This window comes from Paraburkholderia sp. FW306-02-B (assembly GCF_058782725.1).
This window is the reverse complement of the sequence record NZ_JBYSXZ010000002.1, coordinates 499,843-518,192: the sequence shown is the minus strand read 5'-3', so window position 1 is coordinate 518,192 and position 18,350 is coordinate 499,843. Positions and strand designations below refer to the sequence as shown.

Sequence of the window (18,350 nt, the reverse complement as noted above, 5' to 3'; positions counted from 1 at the left end):
CCGTCACGCGTCTGCGCTGCGTCGAAAACTGAAGATTTAAATCCAGGAGATCGCGAAATGAAGATTCGTCATGCCAAGCTTCTTTCGCTCACCGGCACGATGCTGTGCTCGCTGACCGTTTTGACCTGGATGGACCCTGCGTGCGCCGCGGATGCTTCGCTCAATGTCTATAACTGGTCGGACTACATCGCCAAAGACACGATTGCCGACTTCGAAAAGCAATCAGGTATCACGGTGAAATACGACAACTACGATAGCGACGACACGCTGCAGGCCAAACTGCTTGCGGGCAGCTCCGGCTACGACATTGTGGTGCCGACATCGAGTTATATGGCGCGCCAGATCGAGGCCGGCGTGTATCAGAAGATCGACAAATCGAAGATGCCGAACCTCGCGAACCTTGATCCCGGCTTGATGAAACTGATCGCCGACGCGGACCCTGGCAATCAATATGGCGTGCCCTGGGCGTGGGGCACCGATGGCGTCGGCTATAACGTGCAGGCAGTGAAGAAAGCGCTCGGCGCCGATGCGCCTGTCGATAGCTGGTCGCTGCTGTTCGACCCGGCCTATCTGTCGAAGGTCAAAAGCTGCGGCGTGTCGTTCCTCGACTCGGCCGCCGATGTTTTCCCCGCCGTGCTCCAGTACATGCATAAGGACCCGAACAGCGCAAATCCCGGCGATTATCAGGCCGCGTACGAAGTGCTGAAGAAAGTGCGGCCGTATATCACGCAGTTCAATTCGTCCGGCTACATCAACGATCTGGCGAACAACGACATTTGCGTGGCGCTCGGGTATTCGGGTGACGTGGGGATTGCGCGGAGGCGTGCATCGGAGGCGAAGCGCTCGTACGAGGTGAAGTTCTCGAATATCAAGGACGCGGGCTTGCTGTGGATGGATGTGATGGTGATTCCGAAAGATGCGCCGCATCCGGAAGCGGCGATGAAGTGGATGAACTATATCGAGGATCCGAAGGTTAGCGCTTCGATCACGAATGAGGTGTTTTATCCGACTGCGAACCGCGCGGCGCGGCAATTTGTGACGCCGGCGATTGAGCAGGACGCGAATGTGTATCCACCCGAGGCGGTGCTGAACAAGATGACTTTGATGCGGCCGCAGACTGCGCCGATCATGCGGCTTGAGAATCGGCTGTGGGCGCAGTTGAAGTCTGGGGGTTGAGGGGTTTGGTTGTTGTGCTTTGCTGCTGTTAGGTGACTCGTTTTGAGCGTGGCGCATGCAGTGGGTGTGTGTGCTGCGCCCTTTTTTGAAGCTTTGATTTTTAACTCTGTTTGTATTCGAGCCATTATGAGTATTTTGAACATTGTAGATTTTGCGCAGCCTGCTAAGGAAAGTGTTGAGTACATGCCGAAAGCGGAAGCGGTTCTTTCGGGCGATCCTGTGCAAGCGGTTCATACGCACTTTGCTAGTCCGTGTGGGCAGCTCGCGGCGGGTGTTTGGGAAGGGGCGTGCGGTAAATGGAACGTGAACTTCACCGAGAGCGAGTACTGCGAGATTCTCGAAGGTGTGTCGGTGATTCGGGATTCGGACGGGACGGCTAAAACCGTGCGCGCCGGGGATCGGTTCTTGATTCCGGCGGGGTTTAAAGGGACGTGGGAGGTTGTTGAACCGTGCCGGAAGATTTTTGTTTCGGCGGAGTTTAAGGCGTAGGCGGCTGCGGTTGTGTTGCGGTGGTCGTGGCGATGTCGTAGCTGAGAGAAGAAGCGCAAACTATGCGCCTCTTCTTGTTGGCACGGCACGTTGACCGCTATTGATGGTTTAGTGCTGCACAGCAACCGGCTGCTGCGCCTCTGCTCTCACGCTCGTCGCGCTTTTAGCGGGTGTCCGTTTGCGCTGTACTGCGTTCGCATTAGCTGGTGTTTCCCTCGCCGACTGTGCGGCCTCTTCAAGAAGACGCACGGCACGACTCGCCGTGATGCGGCTTTGAGGGATTCCCTTCGCATCGAGCGCGATGACCTGGAACAGTTCGCGGTCGCACTCGCGTTCCTGCTGATACTGCTCCGCAGTGTCGAGGAGCAATTCAAGCAGCGTCTGCCGACGTCGTCTTTCCTCACTCGTCATGGCAGGATTCCTACATATTGAGGCCGCAAGTGTGACCAGCGTGTCTAGTTGGCTCAACTGCCGTTCGCATAAATCAAAGGCAGACAGCGCAAGCTTTTCGTACTGGAGTGCGTCGACAGGCGGGCGTGAAGCGGGTTGTGATTGTTTTGCGGATTTGCTCATGGTGCGATCTCCCTAATACTTCCTCGGATCGCCCGACACTCGCTTGCAAGGTGGGTGAGCGGGCACGAAGCGGGGTTAGCAGACCGGTGTTACGTCAAGCCGGCGAGCCTTGCGGCTCCCCCACCACGGCCCGCCCATTGGAATATAGACGTGCAGCGGCAGACGCACACCCGCCTGGGCGGGTGTGCGGACGTAACAAGCAGGCTGCTAAACCTGGCCGCCGGGTGTTTCCCGATGGCTTGATGATTATAAATCAGAGCGAGGGGGTAGGTTTCAACCGAGTGCGCTAAACGGTCAAGTTTGGCCGATTGGATAAGGTTTCGACTGACCTCATCCGCGCGGTATTTCAAGTTTGGCAGGGCACGCAGACGACTGCACAGGTGCTCGGGGCGTCGGCGGTCAAGCCGCTGCTTTGGTCGAGCGATGGCTCCACTCTCTGCGGAGCCGAACGCAAGCAGATGGATGAAAAACAAACTTGCGGCACGTTAGCCCGCACAGTTCAGAATGGCCGGCAGCGGCCCTCCGCATCCGGCGGAGGCGGTCAACACGCTACATTAGCTAACTAGGAGACGCTTTAGCCGACGTTCCGTTTATTCGGTACGGCCACCGGCGGGTCATCGGCCGGAGCTGCCGTTCGTGTATCGACGGTGATATGCCCGCTCACTGCTGCAGACCGGTCGTTCGACGAGGGCAACGGCCACCGACCGCTACCGACTTCGACGAATGCGTACTTTCGACCCTGAAGGAGGCGCTTGGGCCAAAGACCCTCGGTCGCCCGCTTTTGGGCGCTGAGCGGACACTGCAGAAAAGTATCAGGCGGCGCGCCGCTTACTTCGATGTCTACACTTCAGCCTGTGTAGGCCTTTTGTAGCTTTTCATCGAAGCTGCGTTCTGCAAGTCAGTTTTGTAACTGCGCATCAACTGAAGAACCTCGTCGACGAGATCTGCGAATTCCTTGCCACCCAGATCCAGGTATTCTCCATGCGCCACTTTATTGCGTCGGCTAACTAGACTTTCATCTATGAGATTAAATCTGGTTTCATAGTTACTGATGCTTATGTCCAGCGAGCTAGCGATGTTGGCGAATACCTTCGACGTGAGGTTCGATTCGGTGTCGATTGCGGAGGACATGTGCATGCGCGCGGGCTGCCCCATCTCGGAAAAAATAAAGTTGAAAGCTTCGATATTTGAAGCTGACTTCCTAGACGTGGATAAGGTTTGCAGCTTACCTTTCAGCCCAAAAACTGCAAAGCAACTCTTCAACTCAAGATAGGTATGGCCTTGATTGCGCACAAAGGTCAAGTAGTGCTCAGACGCAGCCTTTATGAAACCCTCCCAATGAGCATATACGAGCGCGACCCCCGCTCGAATATAAAACTTCCTCTCTGGACTGTTTCCCTTAGAAGCCACTCTAAACGCCCCGATTTCTTTCACTCGCCAGCCCATTTCCTGATCCAGAGTGTCCTGCAGTTGGGCCAAGGTGCGGATATCCGGCATAGACCTAACCTTTACGGCCTCAGCATGGCGGCCGCGATTGGCAGCAGTCGCGACAATCGCGTCGTGCCTCGAATACCAGCGCCGGAATTCTGAATGAAGGTTTGGTTGCTCCAAAGATCTCGGGCGGCCCGCTTGATGAAGTCTTGTCGTGCTTGCGGCTGCAACGCTTCGAGTGCGCCTACGTTGTGAGACACGCCGGTTGCGATGACCTCAAACACGGACATCAAAAACTTGCCCGAAAAGGTATGGCCATTCCAACGCTTAAATGCTGAGTCGCCGAGCGCTTCGTCGAGGTATCCAAATGTCTTCGTGAAGACCTCAGATTCCGTCGCCATGTCGAAGTTCGGATCCATCGCAATCTTCATCAAAGCATCGTCAAGATATTCATGAACATCCAGGCCGGCATCGTAGGGGACAGACCGGAATGCTACGAAGCGCAGTGCCAACTCTACACCGGCCTGCGATTCCAGTGCGGCGTCAGTTTGGTTTGTCGTTCGAACAAATGCTTCATCGGCCGAGCGTTCGATCAGCCAGTCATAGAACCGCCGATTTAGTGAAACTGCGATGCTGTTCCTGACTTCCTGTTCAGTTAGCTCGGCCCCCCCCGTATTCAGACGCTGGAATAGCTCAAACTTTGCTGAAAGGTCGCTATCAGACTTGAGTATTTCGACCCTCACTCGAGCTCGCTTGATCTCGATCTGCAGTGCTTGGCCGATACCGTCGTTCGCATCAGGCGACGATTCCTTCCAGCGTTTGCCATCCAAACTTGGCAAAAAGCGCGTGCCGTTGAGGATGAGCGGTCCCAGTTGTTCGGCCCGTTCCCCCTTTAGATCTCCTGTCAGCTGTAGCACTGTGGACAGTCTCTGCAGACCATCAATAAGCTCCCAAACTCCATTGTCGTCCTGATAGACGAAGATCGGAGGAATCGGAATACCCAGAATGAGGGACTCGATAAACCGCGTCTTGCGTTCATCTTCCCAACGATACAATCGCTGAAATACTGGATCGATTACCAGTTCCTCATCTTTGTAAAGATTGATGATCTCGCCCAGCGACATCTCATAGCCGTCTGTGATGACCTTCTTTCTTGCTGCCTGGATCTCGTCTACCAGCGCCATCGTTCCCCCCAATCTCGGCACTCCGGCCGGTCAATGTTTTTGATGATTCTATCCACGTTGCCATGCAGCGTAGATATCGGTGAAGAGCTGATGCCTTAGAACGCGCGAGTCTATCACCCATCGAGCTAACTTGAATATGACACGCCGCCCGTCTCGCGCTAGATGGGGCGGCCGTCGCAAGACTGACGTGATATCTGACTAGTCCCTGCAAAGGCATCCTCACTGTCTCGAACCGCCGACACAGGACCGGTACGATTGGTACACCAAGGTCCATGTGAATGTTTGGGCCACTGTCCACTCATGGCCGACGGCGGCTGCCTGTAAGCGGTGTACCCGTAAAACTGCCCTTCATCGAAATGTGCAGCTCGCCCACTGTCCGCTTTTTGCAAACATTGGGAACCGTGGCTCCCGGCCAGGAACGGTCCTTCGCAGTCGTATGCCGGACGTCTGCTGATATCCGACGAGTCGCCGTTTGGTGAAGCGGGGGCGACCGACGACTCGTCGAATGCGAACCAGCTTCACTTTCAAGCGCTGACAGCTGCAGCTCAGACTTCGATGGCCACTCTGGGCGGCGACGCATTCCGATGGAACAATTCGTCGCTCTCGACAAAAATCAGATTTGACCTATTTCTATTCATTACTCGACCCACGATCCTGTCGCAGCAAATTTAAACAAACGATCATGACATTCGCGGAGGCGCATGTTATCCGGTTGCGCCTCACATCTCACCGACACCGAGGGTATATATGATTTCGCAATGCGTCGGGCCTCATCGTCGCCCTCAAATTTCCGGACAATTTTAGTGTGCCCTTCGGCAAGCGTAACAATCGGATACGTATCGTCACTATCGATCGTGGCATCAAGTGGCTCAAGGAGCTCCCGTGCCTCATCGACATAGCGCAACGCAATTGCTTTATCAGCAGCCTCTTCCGCCAGAATCAACAATTGCTGTCCCAGCGCATGTTGAGTGTGGGGCATTGCATAGGCGTTGAATGCGGTGCGCAGCTTCTCCAAAGCCTCATCGTTATCGTGAAAATCGCGAAGCGATAAGCCATATTGCAACCAAAACAAGCCGTCTAGCTCGAATGATTTTTCCAGGTTTTTATACAAGCTAATAATTAGCGTTTCACGCCCCTTCAAAACTTCCCACAAAAATCTATGATTAATGAGTCCCTTGTAGATTGCGGCCTCAGTCTTCTTCAGATGCCTAATCACCGGTGCCTCATAGTGAGAAAAGGCGCTTAAAAGCCCACTAATTGCCGTTGCCGTCAATTTTGGATCAACCACATGTTCAAGCAAATGCCTAACGTAGACTGGGTGCCGCGCAGTGAGCTTGTCGCCGGACGCCTTTACAACAATCCCAGCAAGATTGTCTGACAAGACAGTCGATTTTGCCAAAATTCCAAGACAATTTAATGCGCGGTCTACGAGACCAGCAGGCGCTTCAAAATGCCGCTCTGTTATTACTCCAACAGTAAGTAAAAACAGTCGCTCTTCCTCTGATGCCAAAGACTTATAGTCGCTCTCGATTATCTCTTCGAATCCTCGACCGTAGGTAGCTTCCAACAATGCAATCAGAAGTTGCTTTTTCGCGCGAGAAAGCAATGTCTCAAGCCTCTTTCGTTCCGACATTTGCCCCAGAATTGTCCAGGAGCCATATTTTTGAAGCTTCTCTAAGATATTTTTTGCATCCGAATCGGTAAATTCTCTTACTACGGTCGGACCGACGGAGTGCGATCCAATTTTATGTTTCGTACGCCGATTCCAAATATTCTCTCTTTCTGCGCAAAGGATTCGCGTCTTTTTCAGGCGATGCGCGTTCAGTGCCTCTGCGAGCTGATCCGAGACCACGTCGACATTATCTATAGCAACGAATATCTGGCTGGAATCCTTGGAGGATTCTTCAAGAGCATCCAATGTCTTTTTAATTTCTCCGTTGGGTTCTTGAATGTAATAAACTCGCACCCCCTCTAGGCGGCAGATTGAATAACAAAGCTGCATTAGAAGCGTAGTCTTGCCAGAGCCTGCGGGCCCAATGAATGGAATGATAGTATTCGGGTTTGTACCTTCCTTGATTCGTTCAATGCTTTCAGCCAAAACCCCGAGCTCCGCAGGAACTCCCTCAGCAATATCGTTCCACGTCGGCTGAAACCCTTTATAAAACCTCCGAATGGTGCCATCCGCTTTTTCCGGAGCAACCATGTCGGGCGTCACAAGACTAACGCCCTCAAGGACATTGGCGTAAGCTTTTGGATCGGGAGCAGCCAAAAATCCTGCATATTGAGGAAGACTCGCTTTAGCCAATTGAATTGCCGAGATACCTTCCCCGAATTCCTGCGTCAACCAATTCGTAAAATCAGATAGTGTTCCAGGTATATGAACAATATTGAATTGAAGAAGTGATGCTTTTTGTATGGCGGTCGCAGAAGGCGTAATAACAAAGCTTCTTCCGGGGCCTTTTCCATTAATCGATTTGTATCGCTCTATGTGAAATTTTAGGAGCGGCTCATTGATTTTTGTGCCAACAAACAAGAATGACGACCTGACGAAGTCCGAAGCGCATTGCTCATACCAAGGCAAGGTTCGATTCGTTGCCTGAGCGTATTCCGAACTGGAGAATATAATCCCCTCTTTTAATCTATCGACCGATCCATTCAGCTTAATCAGATCGAGTCGCCTAAAAAAAACATCCCTCTCCACGACAGAATCAGCAGCGAGTCTAACGCATAAATTCTGATCCGAATTTCTGAATGCTCGCTCCAACCCGTCATCAATGTTTAATGTATAAATTCGCCGCCAAGCGTACTGCCCTAGGACTTGATATTCAGCAGAGGGGCGCGTGTGACGAAATAGCTCTTCGAGAGTCGCGTCCATTCTCGCACCGAGCTCGGCTTGAGCCGCAGCGTAGGTGTCGTCAAGGCTTTCGTCTGAATAGGGGATATTTGCGCGTCTAGCCAGCTCCTTAGCCAATGCGCTCCCATCCAAGGTCGATGCTTCCGAAGATGACTTGCAGTTTCTTGAGGCACCTGCTCCTAGAAAGAGAATAAGGTCGCCTCTCGCTATCGCCGATTTGATGATTTCGTTCACACGTTCCCCCGTTTAGTTGTGGTGCTTCGCCCTTCGCGGACGAAAGACAAATTTCGCTCTCTGCGGAATCTAATACCAAAGCATTCCAGTGGCAACCAAAACCAAACACGGACGGCAAAATACATTGGGCCTCCGGCAAGGCCGGTCCATCCAACTGATTTCGTCCCACCGAGCAAAAAGGAAAGTAGGTCGAATCTGCATACAATCGCATCACCTGGTGCGCTGTGAGCAACGGCGCAGCAGAGTTCTCGTCTGGATGCGGCGTTTGTGAAGGCCGGTGACGGTCTGACTCCGGTCGTTCGGCAGAGTACGTCGAAAGTCCGCACAGGGTCGAAAGTACGCATTCGTCGAAGTCGGTAGCAGCCGTTCGCCGTTGCCCTCGGCGAATGGCCGGTTTGTAGCAGTGAGCGGTTATTTCCGTGTCGATAGACGAATGTCGGCAATGGCCGACGACCTGCCGATTACCAACTGACATGAAAGGTGGTTGATCGGCTTTTGCGGTCACTCGCTGCCCGTGCCCCAATGCCCAACGAATGGCTGCTTACGCAGCGAAGCCTATAGGGGCGATGTCAAACGGTCATCTGCTTTCTCGCGCATATCGGCAGCTCGGTGGACGGAGCCACTTGAGTTCAACTGGTAAGTGTTTGACTTGAGTCCAATGCCGTCTAATCCGGCTCGCACATGGCGAGATTGTCCGCCGGTATGAATCGAGTTGAAATGGGCCGCCCTCTGTCCCGCAAGAATTGCCGCCCTAAACCGGATCCAGGAAACCGTGAGCAGGCGATCTCTTACACGCGGTCACAGCGGACTACCGGTTTCTTAGCTATTGATAGCTTTCATTCACGGAGGGGCGGTTTCTATTATTAGAGAAACTTCATAAGTGCGCTGGCGCTACGCGGATTTTTACCTGCGCCGACCTTAAAGAAGATCGTCATATCCCCGTCCGCACTCACTTTGGCTGGAGTACCTCCCCAGAGAAAAGCCGATTTTGCCGCAGTGGTCCTCGCACCTGTCTCACTGCCAACGTTTGGATGTGGACTGATCATCGCGCCAACAGCGAGAATATTTTCTTTATCAAACACCACGGCGCCATCGATCCCGGCGACTTCCAGGAGCAGACGTTTTCTCCGCTCTTTATAGCTCCTCCTGGCCATCGCGATACTCCCAATCCGCTCGCGAAGCATCTCCCTCGCTGCGTCCGCACTGTTGGTACCAGGGGCGATTATTGATTCCTTGTTCACTATGTTCGGCAACACGGCATGACCGGGATCAAAAACCATCAATGCACCGTGCCTGCGATAGCTTAAATCAAGCAATACATCGACTACGTTACAACCGACGCGGTAATTATCAAGTCCACCAAATGCGTACACGAACGCATTTTTAAGGCTAACGTTGTCATAGATAAACCACCTGCCCTTCCGTTTTGTTGCGACAGGACCATACTTATCCATGATCACGACATCGTGCCGTCGATTTACGTGGACTGAAAAATCGTTTTCCTCGAGCGCCCAGCGATATGGCTCCAGAAAATCTGGATTGAACTTATAGTCCTGCGTTAATTTCGCCTCGTCCCAACTCACCTCGCAATAGTCTATAAACTCTAGTTCAGGTGACACTTTCATGTACACGTGTTGCGAACTCGCGAGCGAATCTAGAATTTTCTGTAGATGCGGGAGTGTGATATCAACAGTACCAAGCCCGTTTGTAATCACCAAATTCAGCGAAATCGCTTCATTCTCATATGTTCTATCCGTAATTTCATCAAGGTAGGCAAATAGCTTGCCCCAAGCAACGGAGGAATTGGAATTTTTCAACCATACCAAAGCGACGTTTTCCCGCAATCCCCGCATAAAGCTAGGTGTCGGTGCCTCTGGCGAACTTTCCGTCCATTTAATAAAATTTTCAGACAAGAATTCTTTAATACGCCCCAGATTTTTGTTATTACCGTTTGGGTTGGCATTAAAAATTGTTATCGATCTGCCATCAGCAATCTCCAGCGCGAAACTGGAAGGTCCGATTTTCGGCTCAATATACCATTGCGGAATACCCTCGACGACCCCAGACAGAATTTTTATTTCCTTCTCGCTTAGCATTTTTGATGGCACCTGTTTTTGTCGCACGTGAATATAAAAAAAATTAACTCTGGTTCAGCTCCGAACCTCGGGCGAATACACCTGATGAAGCCACTCCGAGGTAGCCAGATAAGACTTACGACCCAGTATAACGGCGCCATTTGTTGAATACTTGAGGGAGATACGCGGTTATGCGACATGCATCCCCCTCCGCCTCCAAAAGGAGATGCTTCGTAAGCATCAGAAGATCGGCAGAAGGGGCACTTACAGCTTTCCAATTCGAAATTGGTATCTACGATTCGCGATATCCGGTGCGCAATGAAACGTCGAGATATTCCTGCCAGATTGTGCATAGCCGTCGTTCACGAGTAAATCTGTCGATCAAAGTTTTTTCGTGTCAAGGCCTATAACCTTATGCCCGAACCAGTGCATCCAGCGTCCCAGGAGCATCTCGATGCGTCACCCGCGAGAGCGATGTCGACTTGATCGGAGTGTCGGCGTCGAAGACACATTTTTGGGGCGGCTGGATGACTGCGTGAGTCGGCGAAATCGATTGTTGCGGGAAGCAGACGTTCGAGGCGTATTGCACCTAACATCTTCGCGAATGACCGCTCCGGCCGATCAAGAGCCTCGCGCGCCCCGATAACGATACGCAATGCCCGCCGACTATGCGAAACGAATAATCGACACTAGTCGCCCAGCTGTGATCGTAGCTCCGTACTTCCACACGGATACTCGACTCCCTCCTCCACCGTAGCCACGAACATTCGAGCACCTGACGCGCCATCAGCATTGCGCCCATCCGCCGCAATTACCTCCCCCCCTGAAACATTTCTAAAGTTCACCGCACCTGTGCCGTTATCGATATGGGAGCGCTTGTTTCGATAACCTGGATGGCGCTTCTTTTGCCGACGCTCACGTTGGCGCAACTAAAAAATAAATCGACCGAGGGGTTTCTCAGTGAGAGGAATAGGAAAAGCGAGGCCGCTTTGGCTCGCTACGATCACCGTTTTCGCATTGTCCGGCTGTGCCAATCCCGGTGGGTTCCAGCAGACGAGCGGGACAACCGGTGATCCGGAGAAAAACGGCGACTTAAATGTGTTCGAAAGCACATTTGCAAACCCCGATCCATGTGCAAACAGCAACCGGAACATTGGCATCGCAGTCGGAGTGGGGCTTGGTGCTGTTCTAGGAGCAGTGATCGCCAACAAGAACAAGGTTGCGGCCGCGGCGATCGCTGGCGCCGCAGGCGGCCTGGCCGGCGGCCTCATTGGACATGCGGTCGATAGTCGGCGCTGCGCATTGTCCAAAATCGCCGCCAAGCACAACCTCACGTACACGGCGACCGCGCTCGAGACGCGTGCTCCGGATACTGGCAAGACTGAACAGGTCGGCAGCTCTTTTGCGATCGTCGATACCGCGCGACACACGCAATTTGAAACGGGGTCGGCCCAATTGACACCAGATGCGGTGGTCTACTTCGGTGAGATCGCCGAGCAATATCGCACGTCCAATCGCGTGGCGGAGGCGTCCAGCACCGCGGACAAAGCAGCTGCGGCTCAAACGAAAATCCTGCTCGTCGGTCACACAGACGACACCGGCAGCTCAGAACTTAACGCAGACCTGTCAGAACGCCGCGCTCGCGCCGTAGCACGCCTGTTCGCGGATCACGGCATTGCGCCGGAAAATGTGTTCTATCAGGGCGCCGGGGAGACGTTGCCGATTGCCGACAATCATACGGTGGAGGGGCGCTCGGCTAACCGCCGGGTTGAGATCGTCGATCTCAGCGGTGCCAGGCCCGACATTCTGCAGAGCTACGCAAGTAGCCGCGTGCCTAAATACCAGTACTACCGTGCGGTGACGGTTCAGCCCGATCAATCTCCGGCGGGTGTGGCGCCTGCGACATCGAGCGGGACGAGCGCCAAAGCGCCGCGTCGAACGGTCGCCTCCGGAAACCGCACTGCTACAGAGACTCCGGTGGCCGGAACGCCCCCCGCGCGTTCGACGTCAGCCGCAGGATCGGCGAACACTGCCGCTACATCGAACCCCGCGCCTGCCACGCCGATTGCGTCCACTCATTCCGGGCCATCCGACGGCATCGATTTCGGATGGCATGAAACACCGCCCGCGACACTCGGCCTCCAATTCGCCGCCGCGCCGGCACCGTCCTCGACATTCTCGTTCCTGTCTTCGGCGGTCGCCGATGAGGTGCCGGTATCGAAGAGCTGCGTGAACGACCGGCCGCGCGTTTCGCGGGCGATGAAGTCCGTCGCCGATGACCGGGCGGTTCCGGTGCGCGATCACTTGCCGAATCTGTATGGAAGCAGTTGGGGCGCAACGCTGAACGGACAGTATCTTGCGCTCAAGGATGTCTCCGTCCTTCGAAACGGTGCCACTGCGGGCGCAAAGCCAACGCTGCTAGTGTGGAAAGACATCGACCGCAACGCTGGCCTGAACGGCTCGCCGCAGGTGACGTTATCTCCTGACGTGAATGCCTATGCGGTGAAGGGAGGCGTCCTGTATCGGGTCTTCGTCAACAACAGCGGCGTGTTCGACTGCGCCGACATCATTTTCTCCAACGGCAAGGCGACGTCCGGTGAGCTCGTTCGCCGCAAGAGCAGTCAGTATTTCACGGTGAATTACGTGCCTGTCATCGCACGCACCTAACAAGAGGGTAATAAACGATCATGATGGACTTTATTCAGGCCAATCTGGGCTCCGCTATCTGGTGCGTCGTCGTGGTGCTGCTCGCAGTGGGCGCATTTTCGTTCCGCTCGACGCTCGAGTTCTGGCTGAATCACTGGAAATACACGTTTCCCGTTCTAGGGAAGACTGCGCGCCTGTCGCGCCACGGAATTCACGGAAAAGACGGCTGGACTGATTCCGAACGCACGCTGTGCGGCGACTACAACAAGTTCATCTCATACCTGTCAAAAGCCGAATTCAGCAAGCGCAATGAATACCTCGCGAAGGCAGACGACAGCGGACGCTCGCCTACGCCGTTGTGGCTCCTGACGCTGCTAACCGTGCTCGTGATCGCAGAGGGTCTCGGTTTTTCGTATCTGCTCGGCAGTTGGATGGCCCGCGAGGGCAGCGCGAATACTCATACTTTGCTGATGGTGGCCATCGTGTTCGTGCTGTGCGTGATTATGGTGTTCTTGACGCACGTCGCTGGACATCAGCTCTATCGTTCTAATCTCGTTGCGCGATGCCGGAAGCAATGGAAGCAGGACAAAGCGCAGGAGCGCTTTTCGAGCCGCAAGGTCAAACTCGACGACGATCAGTCCGTCGATGATGGCGAACCCGACTACACGCAGGTTGCGAATCGGGTCGGCACGAGTCACAGCTATTTCATGGTGGGATTGACGGTAGCCGTCATTATCGTGATCGCGGGAACGTCGACGTGGATGCGCTGGAGCAACCTCAACGCGGAGCAGACGCGTGAAGCGATGGGCGTGAGCCAGGGTGCTGACGCCGGCAATCCATTCGCGGCAACAGGTTCGATGCCGGCCGAACTCGTTGCCAGCCAGAAAGCGGCCGACGACCGCGCGAAAGCAGAAGAGTCGTCGTCGACCCGAAGCGAAGGCGCTGCGGCTTTCATCACGCTGGCTGTGATTTTTGTCGTCACGCAGATCGTGGGCATTTTCGGTGGCTTCGCGTGGGGTTTCGGTGGCCGGGAAAGTCTCGCCGCATGGAAGACGACAAAAGGCTTCAAGACGTTTGAGGACTACAACAACTACTACGCACCGTTCCGGGCAATCGCGCAGTCGCAGCTCGAAAACCTCCAGAAGCGGATGGCTGAGAACGCTGACATCTCGGGCAAGACGTTCTCGAAGACGTTCAGGGATTACGTGCTCGAGCATCGCAATTTCACGGATCTGGAAAGCGGCCTGGTTCGCCCGGCAGCCGGCGCGACGACTCTCGATGCACTCCAGTCTCAGGTGACAGCACCGCACACCGAAGCTGGACGCGTTGTGACCGACGCGCCTGCGAAGGTAGTCGCAGCATCAGCAACACTGGCCGATGAAGTGTCGACGAACGCAGCAATCGACACGCTGGTCGCAAAAATCGAGGCTGAGTCCGACGTGGCACGCAAGAAGGAACTGATATACAGCCTCGATGAGTCCGTGCGAGTCGAGGTCGTCAACGAGATCAAGCTCCGTAAAGAGCGTGCTGAGAAAGCAAAGCTTGCGCTTGAGTCCGAACTCGATGATCTTTTCAAGGCCTGATCTCACGCTCATGTTCATGTTCAAATATCTGACTTACGCAGTCGCGGCAGCATGTCTGACCGCGGTAGCAGTGTCGGCACATGCCGGCGTCACGAACGATATCCCGAGCTGTTACGCCGCCAACCACATCAAGCCGGCTGCAGGCGGCGCCGATCACGAACTTTTCATCGCCATCGACCAGACGACGGTTTTCGACGAGAAGTTGCAGGCACAGATCGCGGAAATGGCCGGGAAGTCCGTCAAACCAGGGGGCGCCTATACGCTGTTCGATTTTTCGGCTTTCTCGCAAGGGCATTACACGGAAGTTGTGACGCGCGGTGTCATCGAGTCACCGATACCCGAGAAGTTGCGAGACGACATCAGCGAACGTGCGTTGCGTAGCTTCGACGCGTGTATGACGGGGCAGTCTGCCTACGCGAAGAAGGCATTGCTTGCCGCGATCGTGCGTGTCGAGTCGGTCGCGACCAATGATCTCGCGAAGTCGGACATTCTGGCGGCGTTGAAGGATATCAGCGACAAGGTTCGGACTTCGCCTGCTTCCGATAAGGTCGTGCTGATTGCCTCGGATATGCTTGAGAACAGCTCGGTGTCGAGCTTCTACTCACACAACGCTGTTCGCCGTATCGATCCTCAGGCGGAGATGAAGAAAGCGACGGCAGCCGGTCTAATCGGCGATTTCGGCGGCGCTCGAATCTATGTGATCGGCGCTGGTCTCCTGGCCGGGGATGCGAAGATAAAGAATGTCTACCGCGATCCGCAGACGATGAGCGCATTGAAGCAGTTCTGGACACTTTACTTCCAGCAGTCGAATGCAACCGTCGGTGAGTTTGGGTCGCCAGCACTGCTCGGGGCGGTTAGTTATTGACGCGGTTGGATTGAGGGCGTGGGTCATGCGTTATGAGGGCGTCGGCGACGTCGCTGTTTTTCGACGCATGTGTTCTGCGGGTAGTCGTCAATCGACGTGTGCGCTAATGTCGGGGGATGTCAGCGACGGCACTCGACACTGGCCGCGGCAAAAGCCGGCCGGTGCGCACATTTGGAACGTCAGTTGTGCGCACCAGCCAACTTCGACATCTGGATCAGTGGCTAGCCCACCACTCAGTCGCTTTTTGCTTATCCCAAGCGGGAAGCACGCCACGATCAATGGACGCATTGCTCAGCGCCGGAAAGTCCTTTTTGAATGCCGCAACGTCGTCGTCGTACTGGTCTGACACACGGATGTCCCAAGTGCCGCCGCTAAACCCTGTTGCCGCCTGATCAATTAGCGGAATGACCGGCCCTGCGCGCAACTCGCCGTCGTTGCGTTCGACAACCGTGGCGTCGACGTGACCAAGGTACACGATGGAATTCGGCTTGACTTCGACGACTTCGTGAAGCGGTGTGAAGAACATGCCGTGGAACGGGAAGATGCCACTTTGGCCCGTGATTCCGCGCATCGTGTACTTTCCTGGGGCAAGCGGAAGTCGAATGAAATAGTGATTGCCGGAATCGGCCGTCCCTGTTTTCTGATCGTCAAACTTGAAATTCAACCGGTCTTCACGACTGTCTGCCGTTCCACGTTCCATGTTCACCACGATGGGGCTCGGCTGATAGCTGGTGTGATACGCGTTTTTTAGCGTTACGGTCATCAGCACGTACGAGTTCTTCGCTGTATCGACGGAACTCGTCGTTGTTGTCGGTGACATTGGCGCAACAGTCGCGCAGCCGGAAGTAAGTAGCGTGCCTAGAATGGCGCAAATTGCGATGTACGTTCTCATTGCAGATTGGATTTGTTGGAGTGGTTAAGATCTTGTCCAGACTTTGAATTTGCCGAGCGGCGGAATCGCCGGCGTCGATTATGCGGCGCAAATGATTTGGCACGCGACGCATGCCATGTAAACGACAGGAAGGAAAATAACTTGAGTGTTTCGTCGATTTTTGTATCTGATCTACGGCCATTGGACCACGCAGCCGCCCGGTCATTCGAATGTCGGCTCCGCCCCAGACACCGGCTGTTCGTGCGCGGGTTATGTCGGTCACATCGTCGGCCTTAGGCGAAGCGTTTCATAAGGCCAAATCCCGGCCGACCCTCTATAGCGACCGTTCCCGGGGCTGTGGCCCCTCGCTCCAATTGTTGACGTCGTCTCCCGGGACGCTGTGCGGCGCGCACCGCACCGCATCCCGGGCATCTGCTCACTGCCCGCCGTAGAGCGCGTTCAAGCGATCCAGCGTGCCGTCCTTCTGGGCGCGCTGCAATTCCTGAACGACCTCCGCGCGGGTCTTGCCGCGGAGGGCACCGCTCCCGCTACTGCCCGCCGGCGTACCGCCGACTGCGTCCGACGTCATCGCTGCGTTGCTGTCGGAGGCCGTCGTGGATGTGTCGGTGTTGTCACCCGCATAGGCGAGCGTGGTGCACAACGTCAATGCGGCAATGGGGATCAAAGTCAGAGTTTTCATCGTATTCTCCAGCATGGTGCATAACATGCCCGACGCCAATCGAATCATGCAGTTTGCGCCGGGATTTCGTGCCGCTTCGAAAGGGACCAAAGGTTCTTGCAATGACTCGGCACGCTCTTGTAATACCAGGGCAGAATTTCCTTCATTCCCGAGTTGGCTCCTTTTTTTTGTATCGCGACCGCTCCAGGATAGGACCCAGGCATCCAGCCTGGATCTATTTTCATCACCTGCAACTTACTCCCTTGGTGTTTATGGATGTTCTGCTGGTTGTTCCAGTTGGAACGATATTGGAATTATTTTTCTGATCTGTAAGCAGAACGTCGGCGTAGCGCACGCAAGCTAGCTCAAGGCTCCGTCCGGATGGGCAAGTCATATCTCCCACGGCCCATCATGCTTGTCCGGCTCTTTGGCGAGCCGACGGCGGCGACTCCGATGACTTGCCCGTTGGTCAGGTTCCGGGCCCAATACGCTTCTATCTCCCCGACCAGGTCCGGTGGCGGGGTGCCGTAGTTTTCAGCGGCTGCCTCTTCCCGACCCTCAATGAGGGCCCACCGGAAGAGCGCTAGCGCAGCGTTCGCGCCAGCCTTGTCCCCGGAGTCGGCTTTCATCAAGATGAATACGACACCAGGAATCGGCCAGGCTTGGCCGCCCGGCGGATTGGTGACGATTTGGTAGAAATCGTCTTCACGGCCCCAAGCCACTGTTTCCACCGCAGCCTTGAAACTCGCGGCCGACGGCTCGACAAACGCGCCACTTTTATTCTGAACGATCGCATAGGCCAGGTGCGCCGGCGTGGCGTAGGCCAGTTCAACATAGCCGATCGCGCCCTTGATCCGTTTGACATAGGTGGCGACGAGCGGGCTGCTCGTGGCGTTGACCCCCACGGGCCATTTGACCGTCAGGCCGCTGCCCACCTGTTCGCGCCATTGCGCACTCACCGCGCACAGGTAGTTCGTCCAGTTGAAGGTCGACCCGGAGCGATCGCCGCGATGCACCACGACGATTTTCAGATCAGGGAGCGTAAGGCCGGGATTGACCGCCTTGATGGCCGCGTCATTCCATCCGGTGATCTTGCCCAAGTAGATGTCCGCCAGCAGCGCACCCGTCAAGTGAAGCTGTCCCGCGCCAATGCCATCGAGGTTGACCACCGGCACGAGGCCACCCGCCGCCACCGGAAATTGGATGAGTCCCAATGCGCGCAATTCGTCCGGTTTCAGCGGCATGTCCGAGGCGGCAAAATTCACCGTAGCCGCTTTCAGCCGATCGATGCCGTTCCCGGAGCCAATCGGATGAAAACTCACCTGCTGGCCGGTTCTGTCGTAATAGGAGGCGGCCCACTTCTGCACCAGGGGATCGAAGAAGCTCGAGCCGGCGCCCGTGATTCCTCCTGCCGCCTGCGCTGTCAGCGCCTGACTCGCGACGAGGCACGTAACCGCGACACATCGAAACACCGGCCACAGGTTGCGGGCCGTTCCAGGAATGAGTGCAGAGATCAGAACGACAACGGTTCGCTGGAATTTGGTGTTCATGGCGGCGATCCCCATGGAGCTTTTGGGTTGCGCCTGCCCACCCCGCCCAAGGATTGCGGTACGCCGGCAGGTACCACTGCACTGTATGCGCTGAGCGCATGCGCATGAATAAGGCACTTTTCCTAAACGAGGCTAGGGGA

13 protein-coding genes are annotated in these 18,350 nt (G+C 55.1%); 5 read left to right on the top strand and 8 right to left on the bottom strand.

Annotation, left to right across the window (positions count from 1 at the left end; all coding sequences use genetic code 11):
* Positions 1–99 precede the first annotated feature (99 nt).
* Positions 100–1,176 (top strand): polyamine ABC transporter substrate-binding protein, encoded by a 1,077-nt coding sequence (locus tag AC3WOG_RS23300; protein WP_492582417.1) that lies wholly within the window; start codon positions 100–102, stop codon positions 1,174–1,176.
* Positions 1,177–1,224: 48 nt separating this feature from the next.
* Entirely contained in the window at positions 1,225–1,665 is a 441-nt protein-coding gene (locus tag AC3WOG_RS23295) for a cupin domain-containing protein (protein WP_492582416.1), read from the top strand.
* Between the two features lie 108 nt (positions 1,666–1,773).
* Here AC3WOG_RS23295 and AC3WOG_RS23290 read toward each other — a convergent pair whose 3' ends face one another.
* The 5 genes from AC3WOG_RS23290 to AC3WOG_RS23270 all read right to left on the bottom strand — a co-directional run bounded on the left by AC3WOG_RS23290 (position 1,774) and on the right by AC3WOG_RS23270 (position 10,037).
* Positions 1,774–2,238 carry a hypothetical protein gene (locus AC3WOG_RS23290; protein ID WP_492580289.1) on the bottom strand — a complete coding sequence of 155 codons (465 nt, stop codon included), beginning with the start codon at positions 2,236–2,238 and terminating at the stop codon, positions 1,774–1,776.
* An 840-nt stretch (positions 2,239–3,078) separates the two neighbouring features.
* Positions 3,079–3,735 carry an MAE_28990/MAE_18760 family HEPN-like nuclease gene (locus AC3WOG_RS23285; RefSeq protein ID WP_492580288.1) on the bottom strand — a complete coding sequence of 219 codons (657 nt, stop codon included), beginning with the start codon at positions 3,733–3,735 and terminating at the stop codon, positions 3,079–3,081.
* Positions 3,736–3,746: 11 nt separating this feature from the next.
* Complete coding sequence (locus tag AC3WOG_RS23280; RefSeq protein ID WP_492580287.1) at positions 3,747–4,853, bottom strand: GmrSD restriction endonuclease domain-containing protein; 1,107 nt, start codon at positions 4,851–4,853, stop codon at positions 3,747–3,749.
* A 637-nt stretch (positions 4,854–5,490) separates the two neighbouring features.
* Positions 5,491–7,941, bottom strand: coding sequence for a P-loop NTPase (locus AC3WOG_RS23275; protein ID WP_492580286.1), 2,451 nt, complete (start codon positions 7,939–7,941; stop codon positions 5,491–5,493).
* A gap of 863 nt (positions 7,942–8,804) precedes the next feature.
* On the bottom strand, positions 8,805–10,037 hold the full coding sequence (locus AC3WOG_RS23270) for a hypothetical protein (RefSeq protein WP_492580285.1): 1,233 nt from the start codon (positions 10,035–10,037) through the stop codon (positions 8,805–8,807).
* A gap of 1,176 nt (positions 10,038–11,213) precedes the next feature.
* On the opposite strand from AC3WOG_RS23270, the gene AC3WOG_RS23265 reads away from it, so the two are divergent.
* The 3 genes from AC3WOG_RS23265 to AC3WOG_RS23255 are packed head-to-tail and all read left to right on the top strand — an operon-like array spanning position 11,214 to position 15,110.
* Positions 11,214–12,683, top strand: coding sequence for an OmpA family protein (locus AC3WOG_RS23265; RefSeq protein WP_492580284.1), 1,470 nt, complete (start codon positions 11,214–11,216; stop codon positions 12,681–12,683).
* Positions 12,684–12,703: 20 nt separating this feature from the next.
* Positions 12,704–14,245, top strand: coding sequence for a hypothetical protein (locus AC3WOG_RS23260; protein WP_492580283.1), 1,542 nt, complete (start codon positions 12,704–12,706; stop codon positions 14,243–14,245).
* A 10-nt stretch (positions 14,246–14,255) separates the two neighbouring features.
* Complete coding sequence (locus AC3WOG_RS23255) at positions 14,256–15,110, top strand: hypothetical protein (RefSeq protein ID WP_492580282.1); 855 nt, start codon at positions 14,256–14,258, stop codon at positions 15,108–15,110.
* A 214-nt stretch (positions 15,111–15,324) separates the two neighbouring features.
* Here AC3WOG_RS23255 and AC3WOG_RS23250 read toward each other — a convergent pair whose 3' ends face one another.
* From AC3WOG_RS23250 to pstS, 3 genes are all read right to left on the bottom strand, one after another.
* Positions 15,325–15,873 (bottom strand): hypothetical protein, encoded by a 549-nt coding sequence (locus AC3WOG_RS23250; RefSeq protein WP_492582415.1) that lies wholly within the window; start codon positions 15,871–15,873, stop codon positions 15,325–15,327.
* Positions 15,874–16,417: 544 nt separating this feature from the next.
* Positions 16,418–16,681: a DUF4148 domain-containing protein gene (locus tag AC3WOG_RS23245; RefSeq protein ID WP_492580281.1), complete on the bottom strand. Its 264-nt coding sequence runs from the start codon at positions 16,679–16,681 to the stop codon at positions 16,418–16,420.
* A 344-nt stretch (positions 16,682–17,025) separates the two neighbouring features.
* On the bottom strand, positions 17,026–18,210 hold the full coding sequence (pstS, locus tag AC3WOG_RS23240) for a phosphate ABC transporter substrate-binding protein PstS (protein WP_492580280.1): 1,185 nt from the start codon (positions 18,208–18,210) through the stop codon (positions 17,026–17,028).
* Positions 18,211–18,350: the final 140 nt, after the last annotated feature.

Coding starts and splice junctions, on each gene's coding strand:
- AC3WOG_RS23300 (WP_492582417.1), top strand. CDS start 100: ATGCTGTGCTCGCTGACCGTTTTGACCTGGATGGACCCTGCGTGCGCC.
- AC3WOG_RS23290 (WP_492580289.1), bottom strand. CDS start 2,238: ATGAGCAAATCCGCAAAACAATCACAACCCGCTTCACGCCCGCCTGTC.
- AC3WOG_RS23285 (WP_492580288.1), bottom strand. CDS start 3,735: ATGCCGGATATCCGCACCTTGGCCCAACTGCAGGACACTCTGGATCAG.
- AC3WOG_RS23280 (WP_492580287.1), bottom strand. CDS start 4,853: ATGGCGCTGGTAGACGAGATCCAGGCAGCAAGAAAGAAGGTCATCACA.
- AC3WOG_RS23270 (WP_492580285.1), bottom strand. CDS start 10,037: ATGCTAAGCGAGAAGGAAATAAAAATTCTGTCTGGGGTCGTCGAGGGT.
- AC3WOG_RS23260 (WP_492580283.1), top strand. CDS start 12,704: ATGATGGACTTTATTCAGGCCAATCTGGGCTCCGCTATCTGGTGCGTC.
- AC3WOG_RS23255 (WP_492580282.1), top strand. CDS start 14,256: ATGTTCATGTTCAAATATCTGACTTACGCAGTCGCGGCAGCATGTCTG.
- AC3WOG_RS23250 (WP_492582415.1), bottom strand. CDS start 15,873: ATGACCGTAACGCTAAAAAACGCGTATCACACCAGCTATCAGCCGAGC.
- AC3WOG_RS23245 (WP_492580281.1), bottom strand. CDS start 16,681: ATGAAAACTCTGACTTTGATCCCCATTGCCGCATTGACGTTGTGCACC.
- pstS (WP_492580280.1), bottom strand. CDS start 18,210: ATGAACACCAAATTCCAGCGAACCGTTGTCGTTCTGATCTCTGCACTC.